This window comes from Mesorhizobium sp. M0152, assembly GCF_040322415.1.
GTDB lineage: Bacteria > Pseudomonadota > Alphaproteobacteria > Rhizobiales > Rhizobiaceae > Mesorhizobium.
Genome location: NZ_JAMYTH010000057.1, coordinates 1 through 25,382, shown reverse-complemented (window position 1 = coordinate 25,382; position 25,382 = coordinate 1). Strand labels below are relative to the sequence as shown.

General features: G+C 61.5%; 18 protein-coding genes. 12 read left to right on the top strand and 6 right to left on the bottom strand.

Translation table 11 applies throughout. The annotated features are described in order from the left end of the window. Nucleotides 1-463: 463 nt before the first annotated feature. The 3 genes from NKJ26_RS30800 to NKJ26_RS30790 all read right to left on the bottom strand — a co-directional run bounded on the left by NKJ26_RS30800 (nt 464) and on the right by NKJ26_RS30790 (nt 3,198). Nucleotides 464-1,624: a hypothetical protein gene (locus NKJ26_RS30800; protein WP_352699396.1), complete on the bottom strand. Its 1,161-nt coding sequence runs from the start codon at nt 1,622-1,624 to the stop codon at nt 464-466. 129 nt (nt 1,625-1,753) lie between these two features. Continuing rightward, nucleotides 1,754-2,902: an ImmA/IrrE family metallo-endopeptidase gene (locus tag NKJ26_RS30795; protein WP_352699394.1), complete on the bottom strand. Its 1,149-nt coding sequence runs from the start codon at nt 2,900-2,902 to the stop codon at nt 1,754-1,756. Then, the gene (locus NKJ26_RS30790) at nt 2,899-3,198 is read right to left on the bottom strand and encodes a hypothetical protein (RefSeq protein ID WP_352699392.1); all 300 of its coding nucleotides are present in this window, start codon (nt 3,196-3,198) and stop codon (nt 2,899-2,901) included. Before NKJ26_RS30790 ends, NKJ26_RS30795 begins: the two co-directional genes overlap by 4 nt. Nucleotides 3,199-3,384: 186 nt before the next feature. Between NKJ26_RS30790 and NKJ26_RS30785 the strand changes: the two genes are divergently transcribed. From NKJ26_RS30785 to NKJ26_RS30770, 4 genes are all read left to right on the top strand, one after another. Then, nucleotides 3,385-3,681: a hypothetical protein gene (locus tag NKJ26_RS30785; protein WP_352699391.1), complete on the top strand. Its 297-nt coding sequence runs from the start codon at nt 3,385-3,387 to the stop codon at nt 3,679-3,681. A gap of 5 nt (nt 3,682-3,686) precedes the next feature. Beyond that, entirely contained in the window at nt 3,687-4,142 is a 456-nt protein-coding gene (locus tag NKJ26_RS30780) for a hypothetical protein (RefSeq protein ID WP_352699389.1), read from the top strand. A gap of 77 nt (nt 4,143-4,219) precedes the next feature. Beyond that, complete coding sequence (locus tag NKJ26_RS30775; RefSeq protein WP_352699398.1) at nt 4,220-4,690, top strand: Mov34/MPN/PAD-1 family protein; 471 nt, start codon at nt 4,220-4,222, stop codon at nt 4,688-4,690. After that, complete coding sequence (locus NKJ26_RS30770) at nt 4,660-6,003, top strand: ThiF family adenylyltransferase (protein ID WP_352699388.1); 1,344 nt, start codon at nt 4,660-4,662, stop codon at nt 6,001-6,003. Before NKJ26_RS30775 ends, NKJ26_RS30770 begins: the two co-directional genes overlap by 31 nt. A 98-nt stretch (nt 6,004-6,101) precedes the next feature. Here the strand turns inward: NKJ26_RS30770 and NKJ26_RS30765 are convergent, their stop codons facing one another. After that, nucleotides 6,102-8,138, bottom strand: a complete 2,037-nt coding sequence (locus tag NKJ26_RS30765) for a CHAT domain-containing protein (protein ID WP_352699387.1) — start codon at nt 8,136-8,138, stop codon at nt 6,102-6,104. 356 nt (nt 8,139-8,494) lie between these two features. Further along, entirely contained in the window at nt 8,495-9,058 is a 564-nt protein-coding gene (locus NKJ26_RS30760) for a T4SS efffector SepA family protein (protein ID WP_352699385.1), read from the bottom strand. 206 nt (nt 9,059-9,264) lie between these two features. On the opposite strand from NKJ26_RS30760, the gene NKJ26_RS30755 reads away from it, so the two are divergent. From NKJ26_RS30755 to NKJ26_RS30720, 8 genes are all read left to right on the top strand, one after another. Then, the gene (locus tag NKJ26_RS30755) at nt 9,265-10,329 is read left to right on the top strand and encodes a type IV toxin-antitoxin system AbiEi family antitoxin (RefSeq protein WP_352699383.1); all 1,065 of its coding nucleotides are present in this window, start codon (nt 9,265-9,267) and stop codon (nt 10,327-10,329) included. After that, nucleotides 10,317-11,186, top strand: coding sequence for a nucleotidyl transferase AbiEii/AbiGii toxin family protein (locus tag NKJ26_RS30750; RefSeq protein ID WP_352699381.1), 870 nt, complete (start codon nt 10,317-10,319; stop codon nt 11,184-11,186). The genes NKJ26_RS30755 and NKJ26_RS30750 overlap by 13 nt, the downstream gene beginning before the upstream one ends. A gap of 4 nt (nt 11,187-11,190) precedes the next feature. Beyond that, nucleotides 11,191-12,633 carry an AlbA family DNA-binding domain-containing protein gene (locus NKJ26_RS30745; RefSeq protein ID WP_352699380.1) on the top strand — a complete coding sequence of 481 codons (1,443 nt, stop codon included), beginning with the start codon at nt 11,191-11,193 and terminating at the stop codon, nt 12,631-12,633. Nucleotides 12,634-13,041: 408 nt separating this feature from the next. Further along, nucleotides 13,042-14,427 carry an HsdM family class I SAM-dependent methyltransferase gene (locus tag NKJ26_RS30740; protein WP_352699378.1) on the top strand — a complete coding sequence of 462 codons (1,386 nt, stop codon included), beginning with the start codon at nt 13,042-13,044 and terminating at the stop codon, nt 14,425-14,427. Between the two features lie 191 nt (nt 14,428-14,618). Beyond that, nucleotides 14,619-17,177, top strand: coding sequence for a hypothetical protein (locus tag NKJ26_RS30735; RefSeq protein ID WP_352699376.1), 2,559 nt, complete (start codon nt 14,619-14,621; stop codon nt 17,175-17,177). Beyond that, the gene (locus NKJ26_RS30730; protein ID WP_352699374.1) at nt 17,174-21,514 is read left to right on the top strand and encodes a DEAD/DEAH box helicase; all 4,341 of its coding nucleotides are present in this window, start codon (nt 17,174-17,176) and stop codon (nt 21,512-21,514) included. The genes NKJ26_RS30735 and NKJ26_RS30730 overlap by 4 nt, the downstream gene beginning before the upstream one ends. Continuing rightward, nucleotides 21,501-23,729, top strand: coding sequence for a DUF8724 domain-containing protein (locus NKJ26_RS30725; protein WP_352699372.1), 2,229 nt, complete (start codon nt 21,501-21,503; stop codon nt 23,727-23,729). Before NKJ26_RS30730 ends, NKJ26_RS30725 begins: the two co-directional genes overlap by 14 nt. A gap of 71 nt (nt 23,730-23,800) precedes the next feature. Next, the gene (locus NKJ26_RS30720) at nt 23,801-24,277 is read left to right on the top strand and encodes a phospholipase D-like domain-containing protein (protein WP_352699370.1); all 477 of its coding nucleotides are present in this window, start codon (nt 23,801-23,803) and stop codon (nt 24,275-24,277) included. Between the two features lie 338 nt (nt 24,278-24,615). On the opposite strand, the gene NKJ26_RS30715 is transcribed toward NKJ26_RS30720, so the two are convergent. After that, nucleotides 24,616-25,382 (bottom strand): PIN domain-containing protein (locus NKJ26_RS30715; RefSeq protein ID WP_352699368.1); only part of this gene is annotated, 767 nt, incomplete at its 5' end.

Genomic DNA, 25,382 nt, shown 5'->3' with positions numbered 1-25,382 from the left:
CGAGAAAACCGATCGCAACTTCTCCGCGATGATCTACGCATGCGCTGCCGTCATCAATTCTCGATGATTCTCAACAGCCCCTAGACTAAGACTAGCGCATCCTCGCCATCGCGCTCGGCTATGAAGCCGCCTTCTTAGCTACGTCGCAAAGAGTTATCCGGCCAAGGCGGGTTCAATGGAATGAAATGAGGCCTTTTGGGTCCTGAACTTTCAACTTCCAGTCTGCCAATTATGCGACTTTTGAGGCACGAAGCGTGAACATCGGCGCATAGAAGTCTGGTTTCTCACCGCCTTGAGCTTCGCGCCAGAAGCGATCCTTCGGCTGCGGCCCAGAGGGCTTGGCAAGGGCGAGTAAACCAAGGCCCGCGCCGGCTTTGCCACGAATGGCTGCCAGGGCGATCAGCACCCTGACGCAGAAGTCGGCTGGGGCACTCCGGACCACGAATCCAACACCGACGAGATTTTAAGTGCCAGGCGCGGCGTTGTCGCCACGGAAGAGGAAGCTGTCCACCATCCTCTCGCCAGCAGGGCCAAACAGTGGCGTCGAGAGTAGATCCTCCAGCTTGGCGTTGGCCGACCAGGGTTCGTCTATGAGGCACCAGTCAAGCAGGAAGTGATCGCCATCTTTGGAGATCAGCAGCCCAATGCCGATCCGAGTTTTCAGATCGTACTTCGCCGCTTGGGTAAACATTTCCACTGCGTTCGTTCTCATCCTGATGCCGTCCTCGCCAATGACTGGCCAGTCGGGGTCCATACTTGCGACCATAAAAGTGCAATCGGTCGTCGGGAATGCGAACCTGAACGGTCGACGAGGCGTTCCAGCCTTGCTGGCCTCGAGCGAGATGACGAGCCGGGATTTGAACTCGCGCCATATGGATCGAGGGACACTAGCGAACTCCTCCATGATCCGGTAATAGTCCGTGCTCCTTTCAGGGTTGACAATGTGACCTTGGAGGTCCCGCATGATGTATGAAATGTCGAATGCGCCGAGGTCCTGCACGAAGGCGCGCAACTTCTCGATCGATCGAGGCTCCGGCAAGTCCATCTCCGACAAGAACGCGACCATGATGTCGGGCTCTTCCACGACCACGCCGGCCTTTCGCAGTTGCGGCAGGACCGTCTCTCGATATTCGAAGTATAGCCGCACGTCGTCGGGGACACGCAGCTTGTCCAATATTCCTAGGTAGTCGTGCGCGGCCACGATGTGGATGAAACCAGCCGTGGCCGAAGCGTGGAACTTGGTCCCCCAGCAGTCCGCCGGCAGCGACCGCCCAGGGAGGAAGACGACGATCTTCTTGACGTCTTGGAGGTCGGCCCTTTTCACCGCGATCTCGTGACCCCGCGCGTTTGTGAGACGAATCTCCTCGTGCTCGGCCAGGTACCGCACTGAGTCCTTGATCTGATTCGTCGCCTTCCGGAGCACCTTCCTCCGGAACCACTGTCGCTCGGCCTCCGGGTTCGACGTCTCCTCAGTCCGCTCCTTGAGCTGGAACACTAGGGCTAATGATCCGATCTTCACGATCCCGTCCGCCAGTTCGACCTGCTGTTTCGGACGAGGGAAGAACCTCGTTTCGGAGAACGTGAATTCCTTCCAGAACGTGGTGGCATTGAGATCAAGCGTCATGTCGCACAGGATAGGCTATCGCTAGCAAACGTTGAAGGGCGGCGCCGCCATCGCCAGCAATCAGGTAGCCGCGGCCAGTTGCTGGGATGGAACGAGAGATTCGTGTCCCTCCACCGGCTGAGACTAAGTCTAGGCCGGCACGAAAGCGGTCTTCACCTCGCCCCGGCCGATCAGCTTGGAGAAACGGCGATAGTCCGAATGCTGAAACCGCCACCGGCCGGCGGCAATCGCGGGATGCACGCCAGCTCTCTGAGCCGCGTCCAACACCTCCTCTGTGCTGCTGTTCTGGTTGATCCCCTTCCACACAGCGGGAGGAATAAGAGCGTTCCGCGCAAACAAGTCCGCCTCCGCTTCGATGGTTTCCGAACTCGCCACGTCCAGATCGTCCAGAATAACCTGTCTATCAGGGCTCAAGTGACGAACCACATGGGCAAACTCATGCAACAACGTAAACCAGAAATTATCCAATCGATCGTGGCGCAGGGTTAGCGCAATCACCGGAACACCATCGCCGCGGCACATCGCTGCCCCGTCGAGAAATGTTCCCGGCAGGTGCTCCAGTATGACCAATATTATTCCCATACGATGTAGCGCAGGGACGAGCTGATCCTGCCAGTCAGCCAACAGGCTCAGCTGTGCCAGTTGCCGGGCCGCTTTCTCAGGATCGCCGATCTTAGTTTTTTTGATATTTATCTTTCCTGCACGAACTAATACGGCTGCGCACCATGCTTCGAGTGCCGCCATGTCCGTCTTGGCGTTGGTGCGCTCAGTCCTGGTCTTGCGCAACATGGCGATTGCCGGAGTAGAGGCCCTCGAACGCGATAAGAAGCCGGCGAGATTCTCCTTCGTTTTCATCACGCCAAGCCTTCGGAGCTTTCCTTCGGCCGCTATCGAGGTGCTCGACGGACCGGCCGCAGGCTCGTGCTTGGACGAGCCAATCAGCGAAGTGACGGGAATGCCTAGATGCTGATGTAGTGCCCTGATCTGATCGACCGTGGGCTGTCGCTGACCGTTGAGTATCTCGGATACGCGCGATTTACTTCCAAGGTATGGAATCAGATCGCGTTGTGACAATCCCTCCTGCGTCATGCGAAACTTGATCGCTTGGACAGGTGTCGGTGCCTCAATGGGATGCCGGGATCGCTCCCAGCGTTCGATGACGGCCTGCAGCACTTCGAGCTCGTCGCGGTCCTTCGGGCTTTTGTGCCCGAACAGCGCAGCGGCACGCTTGAGTGCCGATTGGTAGTCCTCTTCAGTGCGTATAGGTCGAACTGTCATGTCACCTTGCTCCCTGCCTTGTCCGTGGCGCGTACCCCAGTAGTCGCGCCCGCATATTCGATGAGAACTATCTGCGCCTCGCAGTCAGCGACGAGATCGACCCGATAGTCACCGTTGAGTGGGATTCGGACCTTGATGCCTTTGATCAGGGCTAACGGATAGAATTCCGCGATTTCAGCCATCGAACGCCATGACCCGGCCTCAAGTTCGGCAACGAGCGCCGGTACGGCTCCAACAAGGTCGCCACGGGCACGACGCGCAAGTTCGCGCAATCTCGATATCCCTATCAGCTTCATGGCAAACCGCGGCTCCAACACAAAATGGTTCCCAAATGTGGGACGACTATTGCACTTGATCTCGCGCTATGCCATATCGGAATCAGTGTTCCCAGAAGTGGGACTACCATGCAACGACGCTGAGGCCAAGGGGTTTGCTCCGCCCTCCCCTGCGCAGATTCGGGGCGACAACAATGGAGTTGGCGAATGTCCCAGGACAACAAAAGCCCCGGCGAGAATTCGGGGAAGGGTCATAACGACGACGATGTCGTGCTCGAGGTCGCGACGCCGAACGGCGTATTCCGCGGCACGTTCGACAAGAACGACAAAGTGGAGAAGGTGATCAAGGAAGTGGTGAAGGACCGCGACCTCGCCGAAGGAGACGCGTTCGAGCTGTACTACGGGGACGTCCACCTCGAGCCGGTCAACCGGCCCTTGGTGAGCTTCGGACTCAAAAAGGGCAAGTACAAGCTGGCGATGGTCGCTACCGGTTCCGGAGTCTGATCATCGTGAGCACCCCCGCTGCCCTGCTGGTGAAGGTCGAACTCGACACGATTAAGGAGAATGCCAGCCTTATGGGCTGGTCAATCGAGCAGATCGATGACCTGACATTCGTCCTCGGCCTCCCGGCTAAGGACGGCTTGACCTACCACCTGCGCGTGAGGTGTGACGGCTATCCCGCCACTCCTCCTGCCTGGCACTGGTTCAACCCGGCGACCGGTAGGATCGACAATCGGCCAGATACGCCGCGCGGCGGCAATTTCCTGCACGGTAACGGCGTTGTCTGCGCGCCATGGAATCGCCTCGCCTATAAAACTGTCGATTCCCGCGGACCGCATTCGGATTGGCAGATCGGCGCCTGGCAGAACAACGCATATACGAGGGCGTGCCGCACCTTGGGTGCCATGGCCCTGCGTATCGCCTGCGAACTGATGAAGAGCTACGAAGGCAGGCTGGCAGCATGATCCTCGCTTGGCTCAAGCGTGTTCTCGGCCGAAAGCCGAAGAGCATTCCAATTTCGCCACAGCCGGCCAGATTGCTGGTGACCACGGATGCGCTCGCCGACTTGACAGCCGCACTGGTCTGGCCTCAGCAGCATCGGCATGAGGGAATCGCCTATCTGCTCGGCCGGACCGACGGTGCCGTCACTCTTGCCGTAGCGGTCTTCGCGCCCGAGGCGCGGACGACGGCGGGCAGTTTTCATGTTCCGCCTCGGGCCATGGTGTCCTGCATGCAGGCCGCGGCGCGGTTCGAGTTGCAGGTGGTGGCCCAGGTCCACACCCATCCGGGCCAAGCCTACCACAGCGATGGCGACGTCGAAGGCGCCAAGATCCGTTACCCGGGATACGCCTCACTCGTGCTGCCTGAATATGGACGGCATTTGCCATCCTTGGTCGGCGCAGCGGTCTACCTATGGGAGAAGCCGCACGGCTGGATCGAGCTTTCGGACGACGACATCATTATCATTCCGGCAGGCGGGCCATGGACCAGCAACAGTTTTACGACCGACTGAACGATCGCATGCGTCGCTACGGCGCGTCGCCACTCGACCAAGCGCAGGTCATCACGATCACCGCGTCGTCCGATTACCTCGCCAGTTATGATGGGCAAGTGGCAGCGCTCGTCGCCTGCAACCTGTTGGGACGGCTGTCACCCTCGGTGCAGGTAGGCTTCCTGGACATAGCTATCCACCCGCGCCTTCCATGGGCCGGCCGTTCGCTTGTCGAGCATGCCCTTGATGGAATGAGAGCCGCCGACCCGTTCGGCAGCTACGGCACACGCCAAGTGGCCGCAGGCGATTTCCGCTTCCATCTCGGACCCGACGGCCACAACACTGTCATCCACGGATCTGGGTGGAACGCCTACATTGGTACGGGGCCGTCGCCGCTATCCCCGATCGAATCGGATGTGGGAATCGGCGCGGCGCTGGCCGTGGTGTTGGGTGCCGCCCATCTGTTCCGCGCCCGCTTCGGCGCCATCACCGATTCCTTCGCCTGCAACGCTTGGGACTGGACCGATGTCCCCAAGCGGGTGGAATTCTCGCCGGTCGAGATCTCTCTCGGCCACGTCATGACTGCAGGGCTCGGCTCAGTGGGGTCAGCCGCCAATTACTTTCTGGCACTTGCAACGAGGGACTTCCGCGCAATCCTCATCGATCACGACGGTGTCGGGGTCCACAACATTACCCGCTCACCCATCTTCACCGATGCCGATGCCAAGATCGATCTGGCCAAGGTTGAGTCCGTCGCCGCCTTTCTACGCGGGGCCGGTGTCGAGGACGTGGCTGACGACCCGGTCGCCTTGCATCAGTCGGCGTTGTGGAATCTCCGTGAGACCGGCACCACGGACGTTCTGATCTCGGCGGCCAACGAATTCAATGTGCGCTACCACATCGAGATGGGATTCCCGCCGATCCAGCTCTACGCCACAACGGGTCGGAACTGGCAGGCGACCTTGATGCGGCACGTGCCTGGGGCGAAAGCGTGCTCACTCTGCGTGTTCCCGCCCGACGAGAAGTTCGCTCCCCCTACCTGCGCCACGGATGGGTCCACCGCGCACCAGACAACCGTCGAGGAAAAGCGTCCCGATGCGGCGCTTCCCTTCCTGTCCTTTGCCGCGGGACTAATGACCGCAGCAGAGGTGCTGAAACTCAATTCTCCCGGCTACCCGTTCTCGACCGAACGGGTAATGCTCGGCCTTAGGGACCAGCCGCTGCTGGTCGGCACGGCGATTCCGCATCGTACCGGCTGCCTATGCGAGGGTCGCCACAAAGGCGTGCACAAAGCCGCAATCACAGGCTCACGCTACGACAAGTTTGCAATCTAGGCGGAAGTCAGGCCCGCCTTGAAGTCGGTAGGCGATAGCCGCAAGAATCGAGGATTAAACGGGCAAGAAATGAGTTGGGCCGACGGCCAGCAACGAGATCATGTGAAAAGCGCCGGGCATCCCCAGCAGAGAATGTTGTCGAGAACCTCTGCCACATGTTCATGGGCGAGTCGTTCCGTTGCGGACAGTCCCAGCCCTATGCCCTCCAATTCGCGCAAAAGGGCGTTCTGGTTTCGCATCACATCGGTGGCGGATGGGAACGCGACGCTTACTGGCTCGGTCCTCAGTCGGCTCGCCAAGGAGCAGCCGAAGGCGAGAGCTGCGTAATAGTCGATCGGCCAAAGATGGGCGATGACCTGCTGGTGGGGAGAGCAGAGTTCCTGCGCCAACCCGATCCGTGCCATTCCATCCATTGTCTGCGCCGACCCGCTGCTGCACACATTGAGCACCAACAGGCGTCGGCCGGTGCGAGGAACCGCAAATGATGCGAGATGAGGCATCGCAAGCAGTTCGCCCTCGTCCATGACGAGTCCGCTCTCGTACACACTGTAAGGCGACTGCTCTCCATGCCCGATAACCCAGAGCACATCGGGCTCCGGATCCTCGTAAAACTCCTTGAAGGCAGCCGCGTCCAGCTGCCCGTCACGCACCTTCAATCTCCAACCGCTCGCCAGCGCCGTAGCGCGAAGACACGCGACCTCTGGCTCGGTGAGCTGGGTTGCCCCGGGCCACACACTCAGGACTTCGATCGGCCTTTCCGCCGCTGCCGTTGCCAGGCTGGCCTCCAAGGCGGCGAACTTGCCTGTTTCGAGCCGGAAGAGGCTCTGAAAAGGATCGCGATGACCGGGCAGCACGACGATGGATCGAGGTGCGAAATCACGGGGCAGTTGTTCTGCTAAGCCGCGGAGCTGGTAGTGACATTCCATGGCTTCGGCCAAGGCTTGGCCGTTCTCGAATGCGGGGATGCCGGCGCGGCGCTCGTCGAGGTCCACAACGCGATCGCCCGCGGGGCCTCGAAAGTAGTCTGACAATGCGTTCGAGAGCCCGACCAGCAGGTCCTCAAGGCTGCCGCCAATGTCTGCATGTGGCGCGAACCAGCGTCCCGTCGGCCACACATAAGCGACACCATCGCTGTGGTTCGGGCAGACGAAGAGTACATTGGAGTCGCCTCTCTGCCAGTCCGCGGACCCGTACCAAGCCCAAAGCACGTCCAAAATGTCTTCGACCGATCCCACCTTCGTCAGGCAGTAGATCAGCGGCATCAGTATCGAGGCGCGGGACTCGAGGGAAATGAGAGCCTCGGCGCGGGACGATCTTTCATAGTAGGAGGCGGAGAGGCGACGGATCTCGGCGAGTATGTCCGCCCTGTTCGCCGTCCAGGACGGCAGATCGTCGGTCGCCACGGCCATTGCCTGGAAGGTCTCGTGCTCCCTGAGGTGTTCGCGTCGAGTCATGAGCAGATGCCGCGCCCATTCGACAGGCGTGCGATCCGTCCATTGCCCTGCATGCGTGAGGAAGAGCATCTCAATCCGCGCCTTTGTCTTTGCGTCAACGAAATCCTGCTGCGCGAGCTCGAACAACGTTCGGGTCAGAACCTCGGCGCCGGCATGTCCCCGTGTGGCAGCCCAGTTCGCCATCGCGATCGTCGCGTCGACTCCCGCGCGCAGGTCGCCGTCCGTGAGAGCCATTAGGACGATACGGTTCGAGTAGTCGAAATAATCCCGGCAGTGGTTGTCAAGGCCGCCGAACTTTCGCGCAAGGAGATAAGCCGTGTGGATCCAGTCGACCACGAACGGCAGTACTGCTTCGTTGAGTGCCTTCGGCGCCCCATCATAGGGAGGTAGCGCGTAGTTCGCGTTGTTGACCCTCGCCGCCGGATCGTGGGTCCGTGAGATACCCCAGAGGACCCAACCATAGCAGTCGCCGAGCTGGCCTAAAGACAGGGTTCGTTGGCCCGGGATTACCGCCGCGAGGAACCTTACGCAGTCGATGCAGCTGGCGGTGGCCTCGTCTGGAGCGCGAGCGGTCTGCTCGATGATGTCGGCGCGAACGGACGCCGAGAATACAAGCATCTGCTCGTCGTTCTCTGCAATGAGCCGTTGCTGCGTCTGAACTAGGAAGTCGCACAGCGCCACGCTCCCGGTTCGCCAATCGAAGTCTTCGTCCGAGCGGGCAACGTCAGGGTACGCCGCGTGAGTCAGTGGATAGGCCTCCGAGAGCTTTATCCCTATCAATGCCCTTTCTCTGCGACGACCAAGGGAAGCCGACAATCGGGCCCCTGCCCATATGCGGCAAAATTAGGCTTTCCCTATCTTGGGATCCCGGTGAGCAAGTGTGGCGGCAGACAGATAGTCGTCGGCCAAAAGGAAATGCCATATGGGGTAGCTCCGGCTGATTCAGGGATCATCGTCCAGCCCTGTTGCGCATTGGTAGACCAACGTAGTCCCGTAATCGGTCTCAAGAACGCCCCCTTTGGTCGCCCAGACCTCTACTAGACACCGGCTGACTTGAGCACGCCGGTACGGCCAGGATGTTGGGCCTTCGGATTCTGGCGCCACCAAAACTCAACCGTGACAGGGATGCGCCACTTTTTGGCAAGCCGGTCGACCTCTTTCCAGGCATCAGAGGCCGACTGGCCCTGGACCGAAATACCCAGGTCAGGATGGTGCTTGAACCCCTCGTCCTCGAACTTAGCGGCCTTGGCAGGGATCCCCAGTTCACGAATAAGCTTGTCTCCCTCGAGGCCCTTTGCCTTTAGTTGCGCAATCATCGTGAGCAGGATTGACGACCATCTCGGGCTCGGGATCGCCTTTCCGTTGATGGTCGCCGACAACGGTTTCGTGAAAGCGAGACCGGGCGCAACGTCGAACTGTATGGCGCCGCCGTTCGAGACGACAGCTTCATCGGGCTCCTCGTCGCGCTCCAAGCCGAGCTGGTCCATCGCCTCCTTCACGACACGATCCAGCGTATCGGCGGGCGTTTTCGTGCCGAACCAAGTTGCGATGAGCTTTAGATCCGCAAAGGTGGCATCGTTAATTCTCACTACGGGCATCATGGGTTCTCCTGCGGCCTCGATCGGAGATATGTTACATATTTCATGGTCAGCAGCAAGAGGATATGTTACATATTCCATCCGTCTCGATAAATTTCACTATAGTCCTGCCTTTCAGCATTCGCTGAACGAGACATTTTAGGTGAAAATGACTTGTGCGATTTCAACGCACGTGCCATTTTCAGCGAATGTTGAAACCTGCGGAATCGATGAAAACTCTGGAAAGGCAAGCGGCGGACGCCCTCACCGCGCTCTTGCAACGCGTCCCTGCGCTTGTTGTCGACCATGTCGAGATCGAACCAGCCGGCGGCCCCGACCGCGGCGTCGACATCCTGGCGCGTGTGGTCGTTGCCAATCGCCAGCATACGCTCGTCTGCGAGGTCAAGTCGAGCGGCCAGCCCCGCCATGTTCGTATGGGATTGCTCCAACTGGGCAACTGTGCTGCCCATTTCGATGGGAGCGCGATACCGATCTTTATTGCTCCGTACCTCTCTCCGGAGGCTCAGGCGCTGTGCAGCGACTACCAGGTCGGATTTCTTGATCTAGCCGGCAACGCCAGGATTATCTTCGACGGCGTGTTCATCGAGCGGCAGGTCGACAGCAAGCCGAGCGCGGAACGACGGGAACTCAAATCCCTCTTCAAACCCAAATCTGCGCAAGTATTGCGGCTTTTGCTGCGAGACCCGGACAGATCGTGGCGCGTTGCTGAACTCGCAGAAGCTTCGGCGGTCAGCCTCGGTCATGTCAGTAACGTCCGCACCGCCCTTATCGACCGGGAATGGGCAAAGGCATCTTCCGATGGCCTGACATTGATCGAGCCCGACGCATTACTTGAGGCTTGGCGCGAGGCCTATGAACCGCCCGCTGGGAGGCGCTTGCGCTTCTATTCGCCGCTCCACGGAGCTGGCTTTGAGACAGCCGTGCGCGGCGCCCTTAGCGCGCGGCCGGAAGCCGGACTAGCGATACTCGCGTCGTTCTCGGCAGCACAATGGTTGTCGCCATACGGGCGAAGTGGCACGCAGTACTTCTATGCCGATGACGACGGGCTCGCACGGCTGCACGATGCGATAAAGCTGTCTTCGGCATCCAAAGGTGAGAATGTGCTGGTCACATTGCCCAAGGACGCCGGCCTCTTCCGGGATGCCATCGAGCCTGTGCCGGGCATTATGTGTACTGGTTCGGTGCAAACGTATCTCGACCTGGCGGCGGCAGGTGAGCGTGGGCGCGAAGCCGCCGACCATTTGCGCCAGGAGAAGCTCGTATGGCACCGCTGACTCCTCCGGAGCCGCAATCGGCGGCCGATTACGACGACCGCACCACAGCGGCTGTGAAGTCAGTCCTGGTCGAGATCGGCCAGATACTGGGAAGCTTCCAGGGGAAGTTCGCGGTCATCGGCGGAGCCGTGCCATGGCTCTTGCTCGGAAACGAAGACATGCCGCACGTCGGAACGCTGGATGTCGACCTCAGTCTCGACGCCGAAGCGCTGGGTGATGGCGAATATACGACGCTGATCGGCGCGCTCATGGGCCACGGGTATGAACAGCGCGCCGAGTTGAGGCGCTTCCAACTCGTTCGGCAAGTGCCGGCTGCCGATGGCGGAGGTCCGATCGACATCGTCGTCGATTTCCTCATGCCGCGAGACGCGGAAATCGTCAAAAACGTGCCGCCCCTGATCAGCGAGTTCGCAGTGCAACGCGCCGATGGCGCGGACCTGGCATTGCGTTTCTATCAGATGGTGGCGATCACGGGGCCCATGCCAGGGGGCGGCACGAACCGCGTGGAAATCGCCGTCTGCTCGATTCCAGCTTTGCTCGCTATGAAGGGCCATGCCCTCAACGGCCGCTACAAGCAGAAAGATGCCTACGACATCTACTACTGCGTCCGGAACTACCCTGAGGGTAGCGAGGCGCTAGCCGAAGTCTGTCGGCCGCTGCTGGATCACGCCAGCGGCGCGAAAGGCTTCGGCTTCATCGCCGAGAAATTCGATACGGTCGACGGTTATGGTCCGACTTGTGTTCGACAGTTCGTCCAAGAGACGGACATCTTGGGCGATCGCACCGCCGACCAGTGGCAACAGGACGCCTTTGGTCAGGTCGACGCCTGGCTCCGAGCGCTCGGGTTGCGGAGTTGAGGTGATGGCGGCTGCCCAAGAGGCTGACAAGATCGCCGTTTCAGACCTGTCCGATCTCATTGCCGGCGCCAACGAGAACCTGGGCGTCGAATTCAAAGCCTGGATGGATACGGGGGAGGCCGAGCACAAAGCTAAGCTCGCCCGCCATATCGCTGCTCTTGCCAATCATGGCGGGGGGTATCTTGTGTTCGGCGTCGACGACAAGACCCGCAAGCCACTTGGCGCCACCGACCTGCCGTCTTCTTCGTTCGGGCAAGATGCTCTCTCCAGTATCGTGAAGAAGTATCTCGATCCGCGGTTGCAACTGCTGGTCCAGAGCGCCGAGTTTGAGGGAGTGACATATCCAGTCCTGGTGGTGCCCTCGCATGGATCGCGTCCTGTCGTCGCTATTGCAGACGGTCCGCAAGGCGCAAATGGCAGGCCGACCGGCATATCCCAAGGCACCGTTTACATCAGGGCGGCCGGTCCCGAGAGCGTGCCTATCCGTAGCGCTGATGATTGGAACGCCCTTCTGGAGCGATGCCTCTCGCATCGCGTGGACCTCCTGGGAAAAATCCTGCGCCAGTCGCTGGGAGGACGGTCGCAACCAGATCTCCGCACGATCGAGTTGCTCGTCGCGGCGGTATCGGAGACGGCCGCAGATTTCACCGAGCAGACCCGCGTTCTGGCAGGGCGGGTGGAACCCAAGTACCAGCCGCGAGTATTGGAGGCAGGCGATAGCTTTTCAGCCATGGGCTACGCCCTGGTTGATGCCGACGGCGACCCGATCAACATTGAGAACCCACGGGCGCTGAACGAGCGGGTCTCAGTGGCGATGCATCGCTATGCCCATTACGGATGGGGTTCGTTCCTTCCCCTCACTGTCCTGGAACGCGCGCCGCAGGTGCGGATGGCAAATTTGGGTGGCAAGGAAACCACCTATCTTGAGGGCATGCGAGTGGAAAACACCGGCCTGATCTCAAGCGCATTTGATTACTGGCGAATCTACGAATGCGGCACCGCGGTCAGCGTGGAATCGTTTCGCGACAATTGGTCTAGAGAAGGCCAACCACCACCACCCAAGCATCTGACGCCGCTTTGGACGCTCGTGGCGATCCACTCGTTGCTCGCCCATGCGCGTCTCATGGGTCAGGAACTACCCGGGGTCGCGCAAGTCATCGTCAGGATGGATTGGCGTGGACTCGCCGACCGCGTTCTCATGTGGGACAGCTTCCGAATGGTCGCCTCCAGCAAGCTCGCCGACGATCGATTTACCAGGACAACGACCCTACAATGGACTGACCTGCGGGACGATTACTTTGGAGCGCTCCGTCGCGTCGCTCTCCCCTTCTTGAGCATATTCGCGACGCATGGCTGGTTCCAGCCAGAGAGCTGGCTAACCCGTGAGGCGGTGCAAAACGAGTTCAAGAGGCTCGAGGTCAGCACGATGAGATTGTTCGAAGAATGATCGCAGCTGGGACGCGATTTGATTGGGCACCGGCCCAAAGAATTTGTGAAGACTGTCCAGCCGCGGGGTAGGATAGACGAACTTCCGATCTAGACGTTGGTTGGCGGGCATAGTCTTATTCGATGCGAATACCGGCACATATTTTGTTGGGTTGGTGACGGCGGCATGCCGTCAGAAGAGGGGGGACGCGTGGAGGCGGAGGGGAGGAAGACGACGCTGCTCGCCCGTGCTCGCCTTGCGGCGCGAGATTTGGCGCGTGAGGCGACGTCAGCGCATGCGCGTGCCGATGCATGCCTCGATCTGCTTGCGGATCTCGGCGCGGACGAGCGGCTCGAGCCATTCCGAAAGGCTCTCCATGCTCTCCCAGTCGACGAGCGTCATTACTGGATCGGAACACTCTACACGCTAATGTTGCCAGCTAAGGTTCGGCGGTCGCAAGCCACCTACTTTACCCCCCCAGCGGTTGCAGATGCCGTCGTCGATTTCGCCATTGAAGCCGGATTTGATTTGTCTAGCGATGACGTCCTTGATCCGGCGGCGGGTGGCGCGGCCTTCCTCTCAACAATCGCGGGGCGAATGACCTCGGCGGGCCTTGCCGCACGCGAGGTTGCCTACCGGCTGAACGGCATCGAAATCGATGTGGGTCTTGCAACTCTGTCACGCAGACTAATAGCCGAACGGCTGAAGGCACCCCTACCGCGGGATGTGATCCTGATAGGGGACGCGCTGCGCGTGCCGATCCCGGCCTCCTATGGGTTGGTCATCGCGAACCCGCCGTACGGCCGAATGTCGATGGAGGAGGTCCGCGGAAATGCGTGGCGGCGGGTCGCCCATAGCGGGCACATAAACAAGTATGCCCTATTTGCCGAACTCTGCTTCCGCAATGCGAAGCCCGGCGGCATCGTTGCGCTCGTCATCCCGTCGAGCTTCCGGTCTGGCCCGCTCTATGATCGCATGCGCCAGTTCATTCGGTCCCAAGGCGAGGTCCTTACCATCGGCTCGATCGCGGGTCGCGACGGCGTGTTCCTTGACGTGGCCCAAGACATCAGTGTGCTGATAGCACGGAAGGGAAAGGCACATCGCCCGGATGTGAAGGTCCGGTTCCCAATCATTGGCACGACGGTGCCGACGGCGACCGTTGTCGCGCAGGTTCTTCCCGCCAAGTCCGAGGACACCTGGCCACTGCCGCCGGTCGACCCTGAAACGATCGGGGGTGCGACGCTGGCCGACTATGGCGTAACCGCGAAGGCAGGATATTTCGTCTGGAACCGTGAAGGGGCCCGGCTTGTGACGAAGCTCGGACACCTGGACGGCTTTCCGTTGGTGTGGGCGAAGAACGTTCGAGCGGGGCAGGTGTGCCGACCCGCAGGCAAGCAGGGTACGAAGATGGACTTCGTTACCTTCGCTGAAGCAAGCGCAGCCGTGGTCCGGACGCCTGCGGCTGTCATGCAGCGCACGACAAACGACAAACAGCCACGACGGCTTATCGCGGCAATGGTCGATCCTGCAATTGTGGTGCGATGGGGCGGCTTCGTCACTGAAAATCATACGATCGTTCTCACCGCCGAGAGCCCCAAACGGCTGGCCCTTGCCGTGAAGCTGCTCAACACGAGTGCCGTCGATCAGCTATACCGCCGTGTCTCTGGAACGGCCGCGGTTTCTGTGACGCTACTCCGGAAACTCGATCTTCCGACGCCGACGGCCTTCTCTATAGCGCTTCGCGAGGCCCACGGAGATGCAGAAGCCGCGGCGTTGGCCGCGTACCACAGCCAGCCAGAATCGGTTGAGGCCTGATGGCGCGGTATCGACCCTTTGACCGTGCGCCGGGCGCTGAGCTTAAGGACCGGACCTCGCAACGCCAAACGCAGCTCGACAAGCGGGCAGGCCTCACCTCCAAGATGGCGTCGATGGCCTCGCGCCGAGCGGCGGACACGGTCTTGGTCCCGGAACCTATCAAGCGACCGCCCCGGAACGTCGAGGGGTACATGGAGGCTCTTGCCGGGCAGCCGCTACATCGACTTGGATCCCCCGAGCCGGTCGTTCTCACGCCGGCCTATGAGCGGCTGGTCCGCTCAGCTGCCGAAGTGGCGAGCGATGGGTCGACCCAGGTGATCATGCCGTGGCCCGCGACACGTATGTCGCCATCGGCGATCGTCTCCCTGCTATCGATCGGCGCCATCTGCAGCGCCGAGCCCGTCGAGATCACAATCAAAAACGAACGCTCGCTCAGTCGGAAAAGAGCCGACGAAGTGCGTGCGGTCGTATTCCCCTATGCCCGGAGCACGCACGCGCAGTCACGCGCTGTGCAGGTTGATCGGCACGGTATGGGCGAGGTGCACTTCGACCACTTGAAGCGCTATCTTGATGCGGTGAGCGACGCTGCCAAGGACTACCACCAAGTTCTGGCGCGTGTCCGCAAGCTGACCGGGAGAGCTATGGACGGTCGGGACTATGCGGAGTTCCAGCATCCGATCCTCGACGAGATAGTGCCGCACGGTCCACCGAGAGGAGAGCGACCTTCTAACAGCTCGGTGCTCTGGCGAACGCGGAGCAAAACAGACATCGCGACGCACAAGCGGTCGGGCGACGCGGACAACCCCTTAAAGGCGGCATACTATCTCTACACCATCCGAGCCGGGGATCGGCTCGGCGTGGAGCTGCGGGCGATCACGAGGGCGCCCGACTTTCTGATTCTTGACCTTTCGCGGAATGCACGCGACCGGCTGGGATGGAACTGGCTGAAGCACGCTGCGGACATAGTCGGCTGCATGCGGGAGGTCCATCCCACCGCCGGCATTCTCGTGCTCGCGGATGATCCGTGGACATACCAAACTGCTCGATTTCAGCTGCTTGGGACGAAACAACCGGGACGCAAAGCCAAAGTGACGCCCGCCGTGGGACACGTCGTCTACTCGCCCACCACCGGGATCGTTCAGGACACCAACCTGCCGAAACCACAGTTCGAGGGCGGCGCACGAATAGAAGTCGACGGCTTCTTCGGCGACGTCGACCGGAATATCGAGCGGCTTCGTGGGCTCGCCCACAGGCTATCGGAGATGGGAGATCCGGGCGGGGCCGAGACGGCGCGAAACATGATCGCCACAGTTCGGCGCTCCGCCTGCCTGCCAGGATCGATCGCCGATCTCAGCCGATTTCTCGAGCGGGAATCATCGACTGCGACGGCGAATGATCGACTGGCGACATATCGCGTTGCGGCAGATGTCGCGTCCCTCTCCGACCCTCGCAGCCTTGCCAGCCAGGCTGATGCGGAGACGAAGGTCACTGCTGAGACAACTGGCATCATGCGTTCCCTTGAGCGGGCGACGCCGATGTCGACTCTACTAGCAGACGCGATACAGCCGGCGCTTCGCTCTAGTTCACGGTCAGCCTTTGTTTTCCGCTCCGACATGGTAGCCGAGTTCGCGGCGGACCGGTTGGCGGCGGCGCATTCAAGACTGACGGAACGGCTCGACAACGGGATTATCCGCTTTGGTGGCGCGCGGGTATTAAGCACCATCACGGCGATGCCCAGCTCACTGCGCAATCAGTTCAAGCGAGCCATTGTTGTCGCGCCGACGCGATCTGAGATCCTGGCAACGCTGGCCGAACCGTGGCTGCCCGAGCAGGTCGTGATTCTCGCTGACGCGGATACGCTTGCTTTTGCGGCCAGGGACGCCCACCGGCTGGCGCAGGAAATCGACGTGGCCCCGCTTGCAGTCCGGCTCCAAGCGTTCGCCGCTCGAGCGACCGCGCGCGTCGGCGAGATTGGGCGACACGCGGTGCAGCTCGATTCCGAGATGCCGACCGACGACATCGAATTCCCGCCGGGGTCGGTGGTCGACCTCAGCGGAGGTTCTCGAGGCGAGCGCCGTCTGGTTGAAATAATCATGAATAATGGACAGCGCATCATCGCACGTGCGTCGACAGGCATCGTCTTGCGTAACGACAGCGCCGCGACGACCTCCTTCATCGAGCGACCGGCCTCGCAGGTTCGCAAGGGCGAAGAAGTTTGCGTGATAGGACCGGGCTTTGTCGAGCGGGCGCGCACGCTCGTAAATGTCCGCGCTACCGCCGCGGCCGAAATTCGCGAATACCATCTGCAGGTCGCCAACCGCTTCGGCGTCACGGTCGGAGATTCAGTCAACGAACGCCTGCGGGTCATCGTGTCGCGGATGGGTGAACCGCGTGTTTCAATCGAAACCGCGCGCTACTGGGTCGATCTTGACGACGAGCTCGACAAGCCACTCCACGACGTGGTGCCGCACGCGCCGCACGATCGCGAGACGTTCATGCGTTTCACCGGCGTGCTCGGGATAGGCCCTAAGCTGGCGGAGAGCTTCTGGCTGTGGGCAGTGGTCGCGCAGCGCTCGCATCGCCTGCGCTCGGGCAACATCTTCCACGACGCCTTCCGTGGTATCCTGACAGACCCTCATGCCGCGCTCGCCAGCAATCGCGACCGGAGTGATGACATTCGTGCACTCCGGGCCATGGCCGAAGAACACGTGGCTACCGTGGCGGACACACGGAGCTTGGAGGTGACGTGAAGGGACATTCGGACAAGCAGCTGGGTGAAATCGACGTCGAGCTCAAGGAGGCAGTGTGCGACGCGTTGGTCAACGCACTCGTCGCCAGAGTCAGCGGTGGCGACGAGCGCGGGCGCACCATTCTCGGCAGCTCGCCCCGCCGGGGGGTCTTCGCCGGGCAGCTGCTCCCACGGTTCGATGTTGGCGGCGTCGTGGACGAGACATCGGACATCCGGATCGCCGCGGTCGGCGTAGACCTTGTCGTGGGCGCCGGGACTCGCGCGACTATCCGCGTCACGCCGCGGTTCTCGGTCTATGTACGCGTCATCCCCCTCTGGAAAGACCTTGTAGCCGGCGGTGGAGAACTCGACTTCGACTTCAGACTGCGCAAGAGCATCCAGCAGCAGATTGACGACGCGATCCGAACCGAGCGCGTGCCAGCGCTGCAGGCAGCCGGAGTTGATCGTCCCGATTGGAAGGGAATGGACGAGGCGAAGCGTTCGAAGGTGCGTGCGCAGCGTGCGCAGATTTTAGCGGGGATCCGGACCAAGGCGTATGCGGCGCACGGCATCAAATTGCTGTCCGGAGAACCCGATCCACCGGACGCCGAGCCAACGCCCGACAATGTGGTCGAAGATCCCAACACCCCTGACGACAACATCGCTCAGCCGGCACCGATTGCGCGCCTTGTGCGCGAGAGCCGCGCAATACCGTTGCACCATGTCGACCCGGCACCAATACCCGGGAAATGGCGTCGGCTCGATCTTGCGCTTCCAACTATGGAGTTTGCCACCGATGCGGACGACTCAGCGCTGATCGGGACGGTCGATGCGTACAACATGAGCCTCGCAAACGCGGTCGGCGCGCAGCTCGAGGCATGGGTTACCGGCAACGGGGTCACCGAAGCATGGCGTGACGCCACGGTGCAGCCGGGCGAGACACTCGACGAGGCAAGGTGGACCGCTGCAATGGCCGCGCTAGCCGCCCAACCGGTCGATCGCGCTCGCGTTGTGCCAGATCTCTCGCGAGTCGTGCTGAAGGTGGAGCGGCAGGCAGATTTCCTCGACCCGCGCCGGCTGTCGCTGCGCGTCATGCTCGACAACCAGTCGCCCGAGCCGACGCCACGAGATGCGCACGGTCGGTGCAACACAGTGTTTGGCGCAGGTCTTTCTTTGACCCTGCCCCAGACCGCACACCGACCCCTTCGGCTGGACCGCGTTGAACCGTCCTACCGCTTCCGCGACCATCTTGATTATCCTGCGATCGGCCTAAACTGCGGCATTCACGCCGACGTTGCCGCCGGCGAACTACATCTCGCCACCACGGCCGCGCCGCGCTTTGCTCAGCCGCGCATCGTCGCTCGCCAGATCGACGTACCGTTCCAGTTCGCGATCCTCAAGAACCCTGGGTTCGATGCGACCAAGCTGTTCGAGCTGCCGCGAGCCTATGTTAAATGGATCGATGAGCAAGAGGTTCGCCTTAAGGACACGGTGACGGCGGGGCTCGACCGCGCCGATGCGGAGATCGAGGCCGCCCGACTGCGAAAGGATATTGCCGCACAGCGCGCCGAGGCCCGCTACATCGAGCGCGGCGTCGAGATGCTGGTCGCGTCCAAAAAATCATATGAAATGCTATCAGGGCTCGCCGGGGCGGATCGCGAGGCCCTCGAGCCCAAGGCCGCCCCCTGGCGCGCCTGGTCCATGACCAACGAGGCCTTCGCTCTGCGCGACGCGCACGACCCCAAGCGAGGCTGGCGACTGTTTCAGATGGCATTCGTCCTCGCCCATATCCCGGTATTCAGCTCTCGGATCAAAGAGTGGCGGGAGTACCATGATCCCATGCTGGACGAGGACGGCGTCAGCCTGCTGTACTTTCCCACCGGAGGTGGCAAGTCCGAGGCGTTCTACGGCACGCTGCTGTTCGCCATGTTTCTCGACCGATTGCGCGGAAAAGATCGTGGCATAACGGCCATGATCCGTTACCCGCTGCGCCTGCTGACGCTTCAGCAGGCGCAGCGTCTCCTCAAGCTGGTGGTGCGGGCCGAACTCGTGCGTCGCTGGCACGCAGTGGGGGACTGGCCGTTCGAGATGGGGTTCTGGGTCGGAAACCAGAACACGCCCAACCATTATCGCGCATTCCGCGCTGACATCCCACTGGCGAGCGATCGGGAGTTCGCCGACGACAGCGGACTTGACGGCGAGTCGGGAGATGACGAACAGCGCGCACAGGGTCGGCGCTACGTCGAGGCGCGCGAGGCTTATGACAAGATCCCCGAGTGCCCGGTATGCGGCCAGCCAACCGGGCTGAGGCGTGACGAGGGCGAAGGCCCGCTGGGTAAGCGGGCGGTAATCGTCTGCTTCAACGACGGCTGCGACTGGAATCGGGAGCATGGCGGACGGCATCCGCTGCCGTTCCTGCTGACCGATGATGCAATTTACGCTCGAGCACCCGCGATCGTGCTTGGGACCGTCGACAAGCTGGCCATGCTGGGCCAGCACACGGCCACGATCAGCAAGGTGCTCGGCATGTTCGGTCTGGCCCGTCGAATCGACCGGTGGGGCAACCTCGACACACCGCGACGCGAGGATGACCTCCGCCGCGACCCCGCCGAAGACGCCAATTTCAACGTCTTCCCCGCGTACGCCAAGGGCAGGCGTGTCTTCCACGACCCGTTCCCCTCGCTCGTTATCCAAGACGAGGCGCACCTGCTCGAGGAAAGTCTTGGCACTTTCAGCGGGCTGTTTGACACCTTGCTTGAGACGATCCTTGAGGACGTGGCCGAGATGGCCGGTGACGGACTCCAGGTCGCGCGCCGTTGGAATGGTGACGGATGGGGCGCGCCGCGAATGCCCAAGGTCATCGCGGCGACTGCCACCATTTCGGCCCCTGGGCGCCAGCTCGAGACACTCTATCAGCGCGTGCCTCTCCGCTTTCCCTATCCAGGGCCAGATCTCTACCACTCGTTCTTCGCCGAACCTGCAGCGCCGCCAGCCGGCAACAAAGGGCGCGTCGCGCTCGCTGCATCTCTCCCGTTCGCGCAGGCGCCTGAGCAAACAGCGCCGTGGATGCGTCTCTACGTATCCCTCATGACCAACGACGCCACCCACACGGTCACGACCGTTGGCGTACTGTCGGCATTTCACAGCATCATCACCGCGCTATGGGATGGAATGCTCGACGAGGGCAGCTGCCCCGCGGCCGTTGCCGCTATCCGGGACGCGGTTTCTCCGGGCGCGACCGGAGATTGGCATCGCGCGGCCATTGATCGCGCTGTCGCCCAAGGTCGTGCCGGCGAAATCATGGCGCTCGTCGACCTCCATCGCATTGCGCTCGCCTATGTCACCAACAAGAAGGGTGGCGACCAAATTATCGATGCGTTGGGTGCGGCGGTTGAACATCAACATAGGCGCATCGGGCGCAGCCACGCCGCGTTTGAAAGCCGGTTGATCTCGGGTGGGATCGATATGAAGGACATCCAAGCGGTGATGGAGGATGCCGAGAGATCGTTCGCGGGCGGCGACTATCCCGACATTGCAACGACCCTCCGCAACATTGTCGCCACATCGGCGATCAGCCATGGCGTGGACGTGGACCGGTTCAACAGCATGTTTTTCGCCGGCCTGCCCTCCGACATCGCCGAGTACATCCAGGCCTCGAGCCGTGTCGGCCGTTCACATGTAGGGTTCGTGATGCTGTTACCGACGCCCCAGAACCGACGCGACCGCTACGTTATCGAGACCCATGACATCTTCCACCGCTTCCTTGAGCGGATGATCGCACCACCCGCCGTCGAACGATGGGCAGAGAACGCAATCAAGCGGACCATGGCCTCGTATGTTCAGGCCTGGGCCATGCTGCGCGAGGCGCGGGAATTTCTGGCGCAAGACGATGGCCGGAAAGCAGAGGTAAGTCACATGGACCAGATCAGTCGGTTCGCCACCTTGGCACAGCGCAACCATGTCGCGCTTTGCGAGGCGTTGGGCGGGTTCATGCTGCGGGCCAGTGGTTTCGCCGGCAAGGGTGCGTCACAGCTCGGCGCGCCACACTACGAGGACTTCTACCGCGCCTTGGTAGAGAAGCAGGTCGACACGTTCGTACGCGACATCTCGAGCCGGGGCACGATCGCCAGCCTGCGCGACTATTGGGACGACCTCCCGGCGTTCCGACCTCCGATGACGTCACTGCGCGACGTCGATGAGGCGGGGTACATCGTGGCGGCGGCGCGCGATCCACTGGCGCGGGGGCGATCCACCGATGTTGATCGGCAGGATCTAGCCAAGGTGATGCGCGCGATTAGGACCCAACGCGGCACAGCCTCAGAAATGGACGCAGACGGAGGCGGCAATGAGCGAGGGTAAAGGCACAGGCGGAGACTGGCGCACATCGAACCGGCGGCCGTCGGCTTTCGGCGGTGCAAGGCGCGAGCCGGACGTGCTAGAGCCGCCGACAATGTCGCGATCGAGGGTCCAGCTCGCCAGCTCCTATGCGCCGGGAGTGCTTATGACGTGGGAGGGAGGAAAGGGCATATGCCGGTCCGTCCCACTAGCGAACGACATCACCAAGCAGCTCAACCGCACGACGATCGATCTCGTGTTCGAGAACCTGAGTGACTTCGCCACCAATTGGCGCGATCGGGCGATGAAAGCCGTTCCTGACGCCCTGCCCGAACTCGTCCTCGACGCCCCTTTCCGGGATTCCCGGACCGGGGAGGTCCGGATCGAGCGGGGCGATTTTCAGATGACGGGACCGGACCGTGTTGGCTACGTCCCATATCCACTCGTCTACCGCTGCGGCATCTGCGGCTCGACCCGTGAATACGAGAGCATAGCGGATCAGGCGAGGCAGCCGCTGCCAAGGAAGTGCAATGGACACGATGCCCGTTGGACGCAGGTCGACGTCGTCTATGTGCATTGGTCGGGCGAGATTCAGCCCCTCAGCCCCTTCAACTTCAACTTTGATCCGCAGACCGGTAGCACGCGCCAGATCAGGATGTGCACCTGCGGTTCAACCAGCTTCAAGCTTCGCAACGACGCCCCGGTATTCTCGGAATGGCGCTACGTCTGCGAGGGCTGTGGCGACACACGCCCGCTCAAGAAGGCCGAGCCCGAGGTGTTGGCCAGGCTGCAAACCGAGCAGAATACCAGCGGTCGCGCCTTCCAGTGGATCGAGGTCAACATGCTGCCGGTGTCCTACCGGGCCAACTCGACCTTCTACCCACAGCGCACCAGCTTTATCGAATTCCAGGATAGCGCCGTCGTTGAACTGATGACGCCGCCGCGGGTCGGCGAGCTGGTGGCGAAGCTGGCCCAAATTCATAACATCCCGTTCGCCGAGCCAGCGGAGGACGAGGTGCGGAAGACGGTTCAGGCCGACCCGACGCACCGGGGCGACTGGGACGACTATCTTAGCTTCCTCGATATGGCTCGCCGCGCGGAAGAAAGCGGTCGGCCAGAACGCGCTCGGTCATACCGCGACAGCGCACACGAATTGCGCGAGGGCTGGTTCGCTGCTGGCATCGTTGAACGCGGCAGGCTGGGCAGCGCAGGCGTCCTGAGGGCCATCACGCAGCGTGAGGATTGGACACGCCGCTATGATCCGATCCGGCTCACCATCCAGCACGATGCTTTCCTGCGCGAGCATGTCGAAGAGGCAATGGCCCGACACGCGGCGGTCGACGTGATGGAGCCCGACATCACTTTGACCGACGTCGTCAACGATCCCCAGCGCAAGGCGCGCTACCAGGCCAATATCGGAAACCTCCTGAAGCACTTGGGCGTAGAGCGCCTTGTGATCGTCCGCAATCTGCCGATCTGCGAGTTCAGTTTCGGCTTCACGCGAGTTTCCGCGATGCCCGTCTACAAGCGAGAGCATCAGGGCACGAGCGTCGACATGCCGGTGCGCCTGAAGGCGTTCGACCAACTGCCGATCCAAGGCACCAAGCGACCGATATATGTGACCCAGCAGCAGAATGAGGCACTCTATTTCAAGCTGGATGAGGCCAGAGTGACCCGCTGGCTTAAGGCCAACATGGTCACCGACGTGCCCGACGATGGACTCGGCCGAGGCTATCTGGAGCGCTACGAGGACTTCGGCCCGTTCCTCGAAATGTTCAAGGACCGAGAGGGCAGTGGAGGCTATCCGCGCACAGTGCCGGCGTATGTTTACCTGCTTCTCCACACCCTGTCGCACCAGATGATGCACTCGCTTGCCGACTCGTCGGGCGTCGACCGCGATGGCATCGGCGAGCACATCTTCCCGGCGGACCTTGCCTTCGTGATCTACCGCAAAGGCATGACCCCTGACCTTGGCAACATCTCCGCAATGTGGCGCAACCACGCCGATGAGTTTCTGCGCCGCGCAATCGATCCACGCATGTTGCGATGTGGATCAGGTAGCCTATGCGACGCCAGGGGCGGCGCTTGCCCCGCATGCGTCATGGTATCCGAGGTGAGCTGCATTGCATCCAACCTCCTGCTGTCGCGCGCCGTCCTCAAGGGCGGCAAAGGACCGGAATGGGAACCCCGATCGGCGCCCGACCTGGTCGGCTTCTTCGACGCGGCCTTGGCGCAATGACGAACGAAGTATTCATTTCCCCGAGAGCCACAGCCAGGCTCGTTGTGACGATGCCACCGGCGCCTAGTCGATTGGCGGATGCGCTCGCCGCCGACATAGCAAGTGATTACGTGACCCTGACGCCCACAACCGACGCCTTCAGGCATCTCGCGTCGCTGGCGCGCCAGCGATTCACGGTGATGATCCCTTACGTCGACAAGGTAGGGGCGGCCTGGGCCGCCGAACTATTCGAGACGACGGAGGCAATCGAGCGCATCCTGGTCATCAGGGACGCGTCGCAGCTCAGCAGCTGCGCAGAGGCGGGGCGCCGCCTTGAAAGGGCGACCACGCGCATCATCGACTATGGCGGCGGCGACCTCTCGCAAGAGACCTTTCACGCAAAGATTGTGCTGGCTGATGGGGTCGCCGCCTACGTCGGATCGGCGAACCTCCTCCGGCGTTCAAAGGCAGCTAACCTGGAGTGCGGGATGTTGGTCGAGGGGCCGGCTGTGCATGCGGTCAAGGTTCTAGTCGACGCTGTGGCCAACATGGCGCCTCACCGCAGTTGAGTTCGGGCTCAGCGCCGGGTGGAAACTGCTTCCGTCAGCTATGACCCAGAGGCGGGCTCTGGTCCCGGAAAGGCGCGCCGTTGGAAAGCTGTTCCGGACCAAGCACCACGTTCACGTACGCATCGATGCGCGCGATCATCTCAGGGGTCATGCGTATGGTAACGCGTTCTTGCAACGTGAGCGAAGCCTCACAGATCATCAGGCCGCAGGAGGTGGTCGAAGGATATACGTTGGCGTCTCGAATGGCACGGCGGTTTCATGCGGACGGGCACGGCAAAAGTGCCGGGGCGGTCCGGTAGACAGGGTCTGTCGGGGCCCAAATCGAGGCTCGTTTGGCACTATTCGACGATGACGTCATGTGTCAGTAGCTCTGTCTCCATAAAGCGCAAGGTCCGCAAGTCGATCGACACATAGAGCTTGAGCCGGGCAGGAGTGCGTGACGAGGTCTCCAGCTCGGTCGGGATAATGTCATCGTCCTTGTCGCGCAATTCGGCTTCGTCCAGATAGCGCACCCTTACGTCAAGGATCGTGTTTGCCTGCAAGATCAGTCCGATTTTGGCGTCGTCAATCGCCGCAACATCGTAGTCATCGACGCTGACGATTTCCTCAAGCCTCGCCCCCATGACAGCGCCCTCGGTCAGCAGCCCATAATACGTGAAGTTCACGAAATCCAGGTCGGCCTCTATGGCTTCCATCAGTTGGTGGTCGAAACCGGGGGCCGCGAAAATCTCGTCCGCTATCTCTTCGAGATCCCCTCCGCCTTCGGCCGTTGCGGCAGCAAGAACCTCCTCTATGGTCTGCAACGCAACGAGGGTGTCGTGGCTTTCGGCGGCGCGACGCAGGGCGGCATCTCCGCTGACGACATACATCGAGATCTCATTGCTTTTGCAGTAATGCGCGAGACCCTCAATGACGAAGGCGTCGGGAAATTCCTTGCTGCTGCGGTCATCAAATGGCGGCCTACCTGCGAAGTAGCGATCGAACACGATGCGCGCGGGAACCTCGAGTGCCAGAATGGAGGTACCCATCCGGTGAAGACCGCAGACGTGCGTATCCGGCGGCCATGAGCACCTGAGCACCGCGGTGCTGGAGTCAGGCTTTCGAT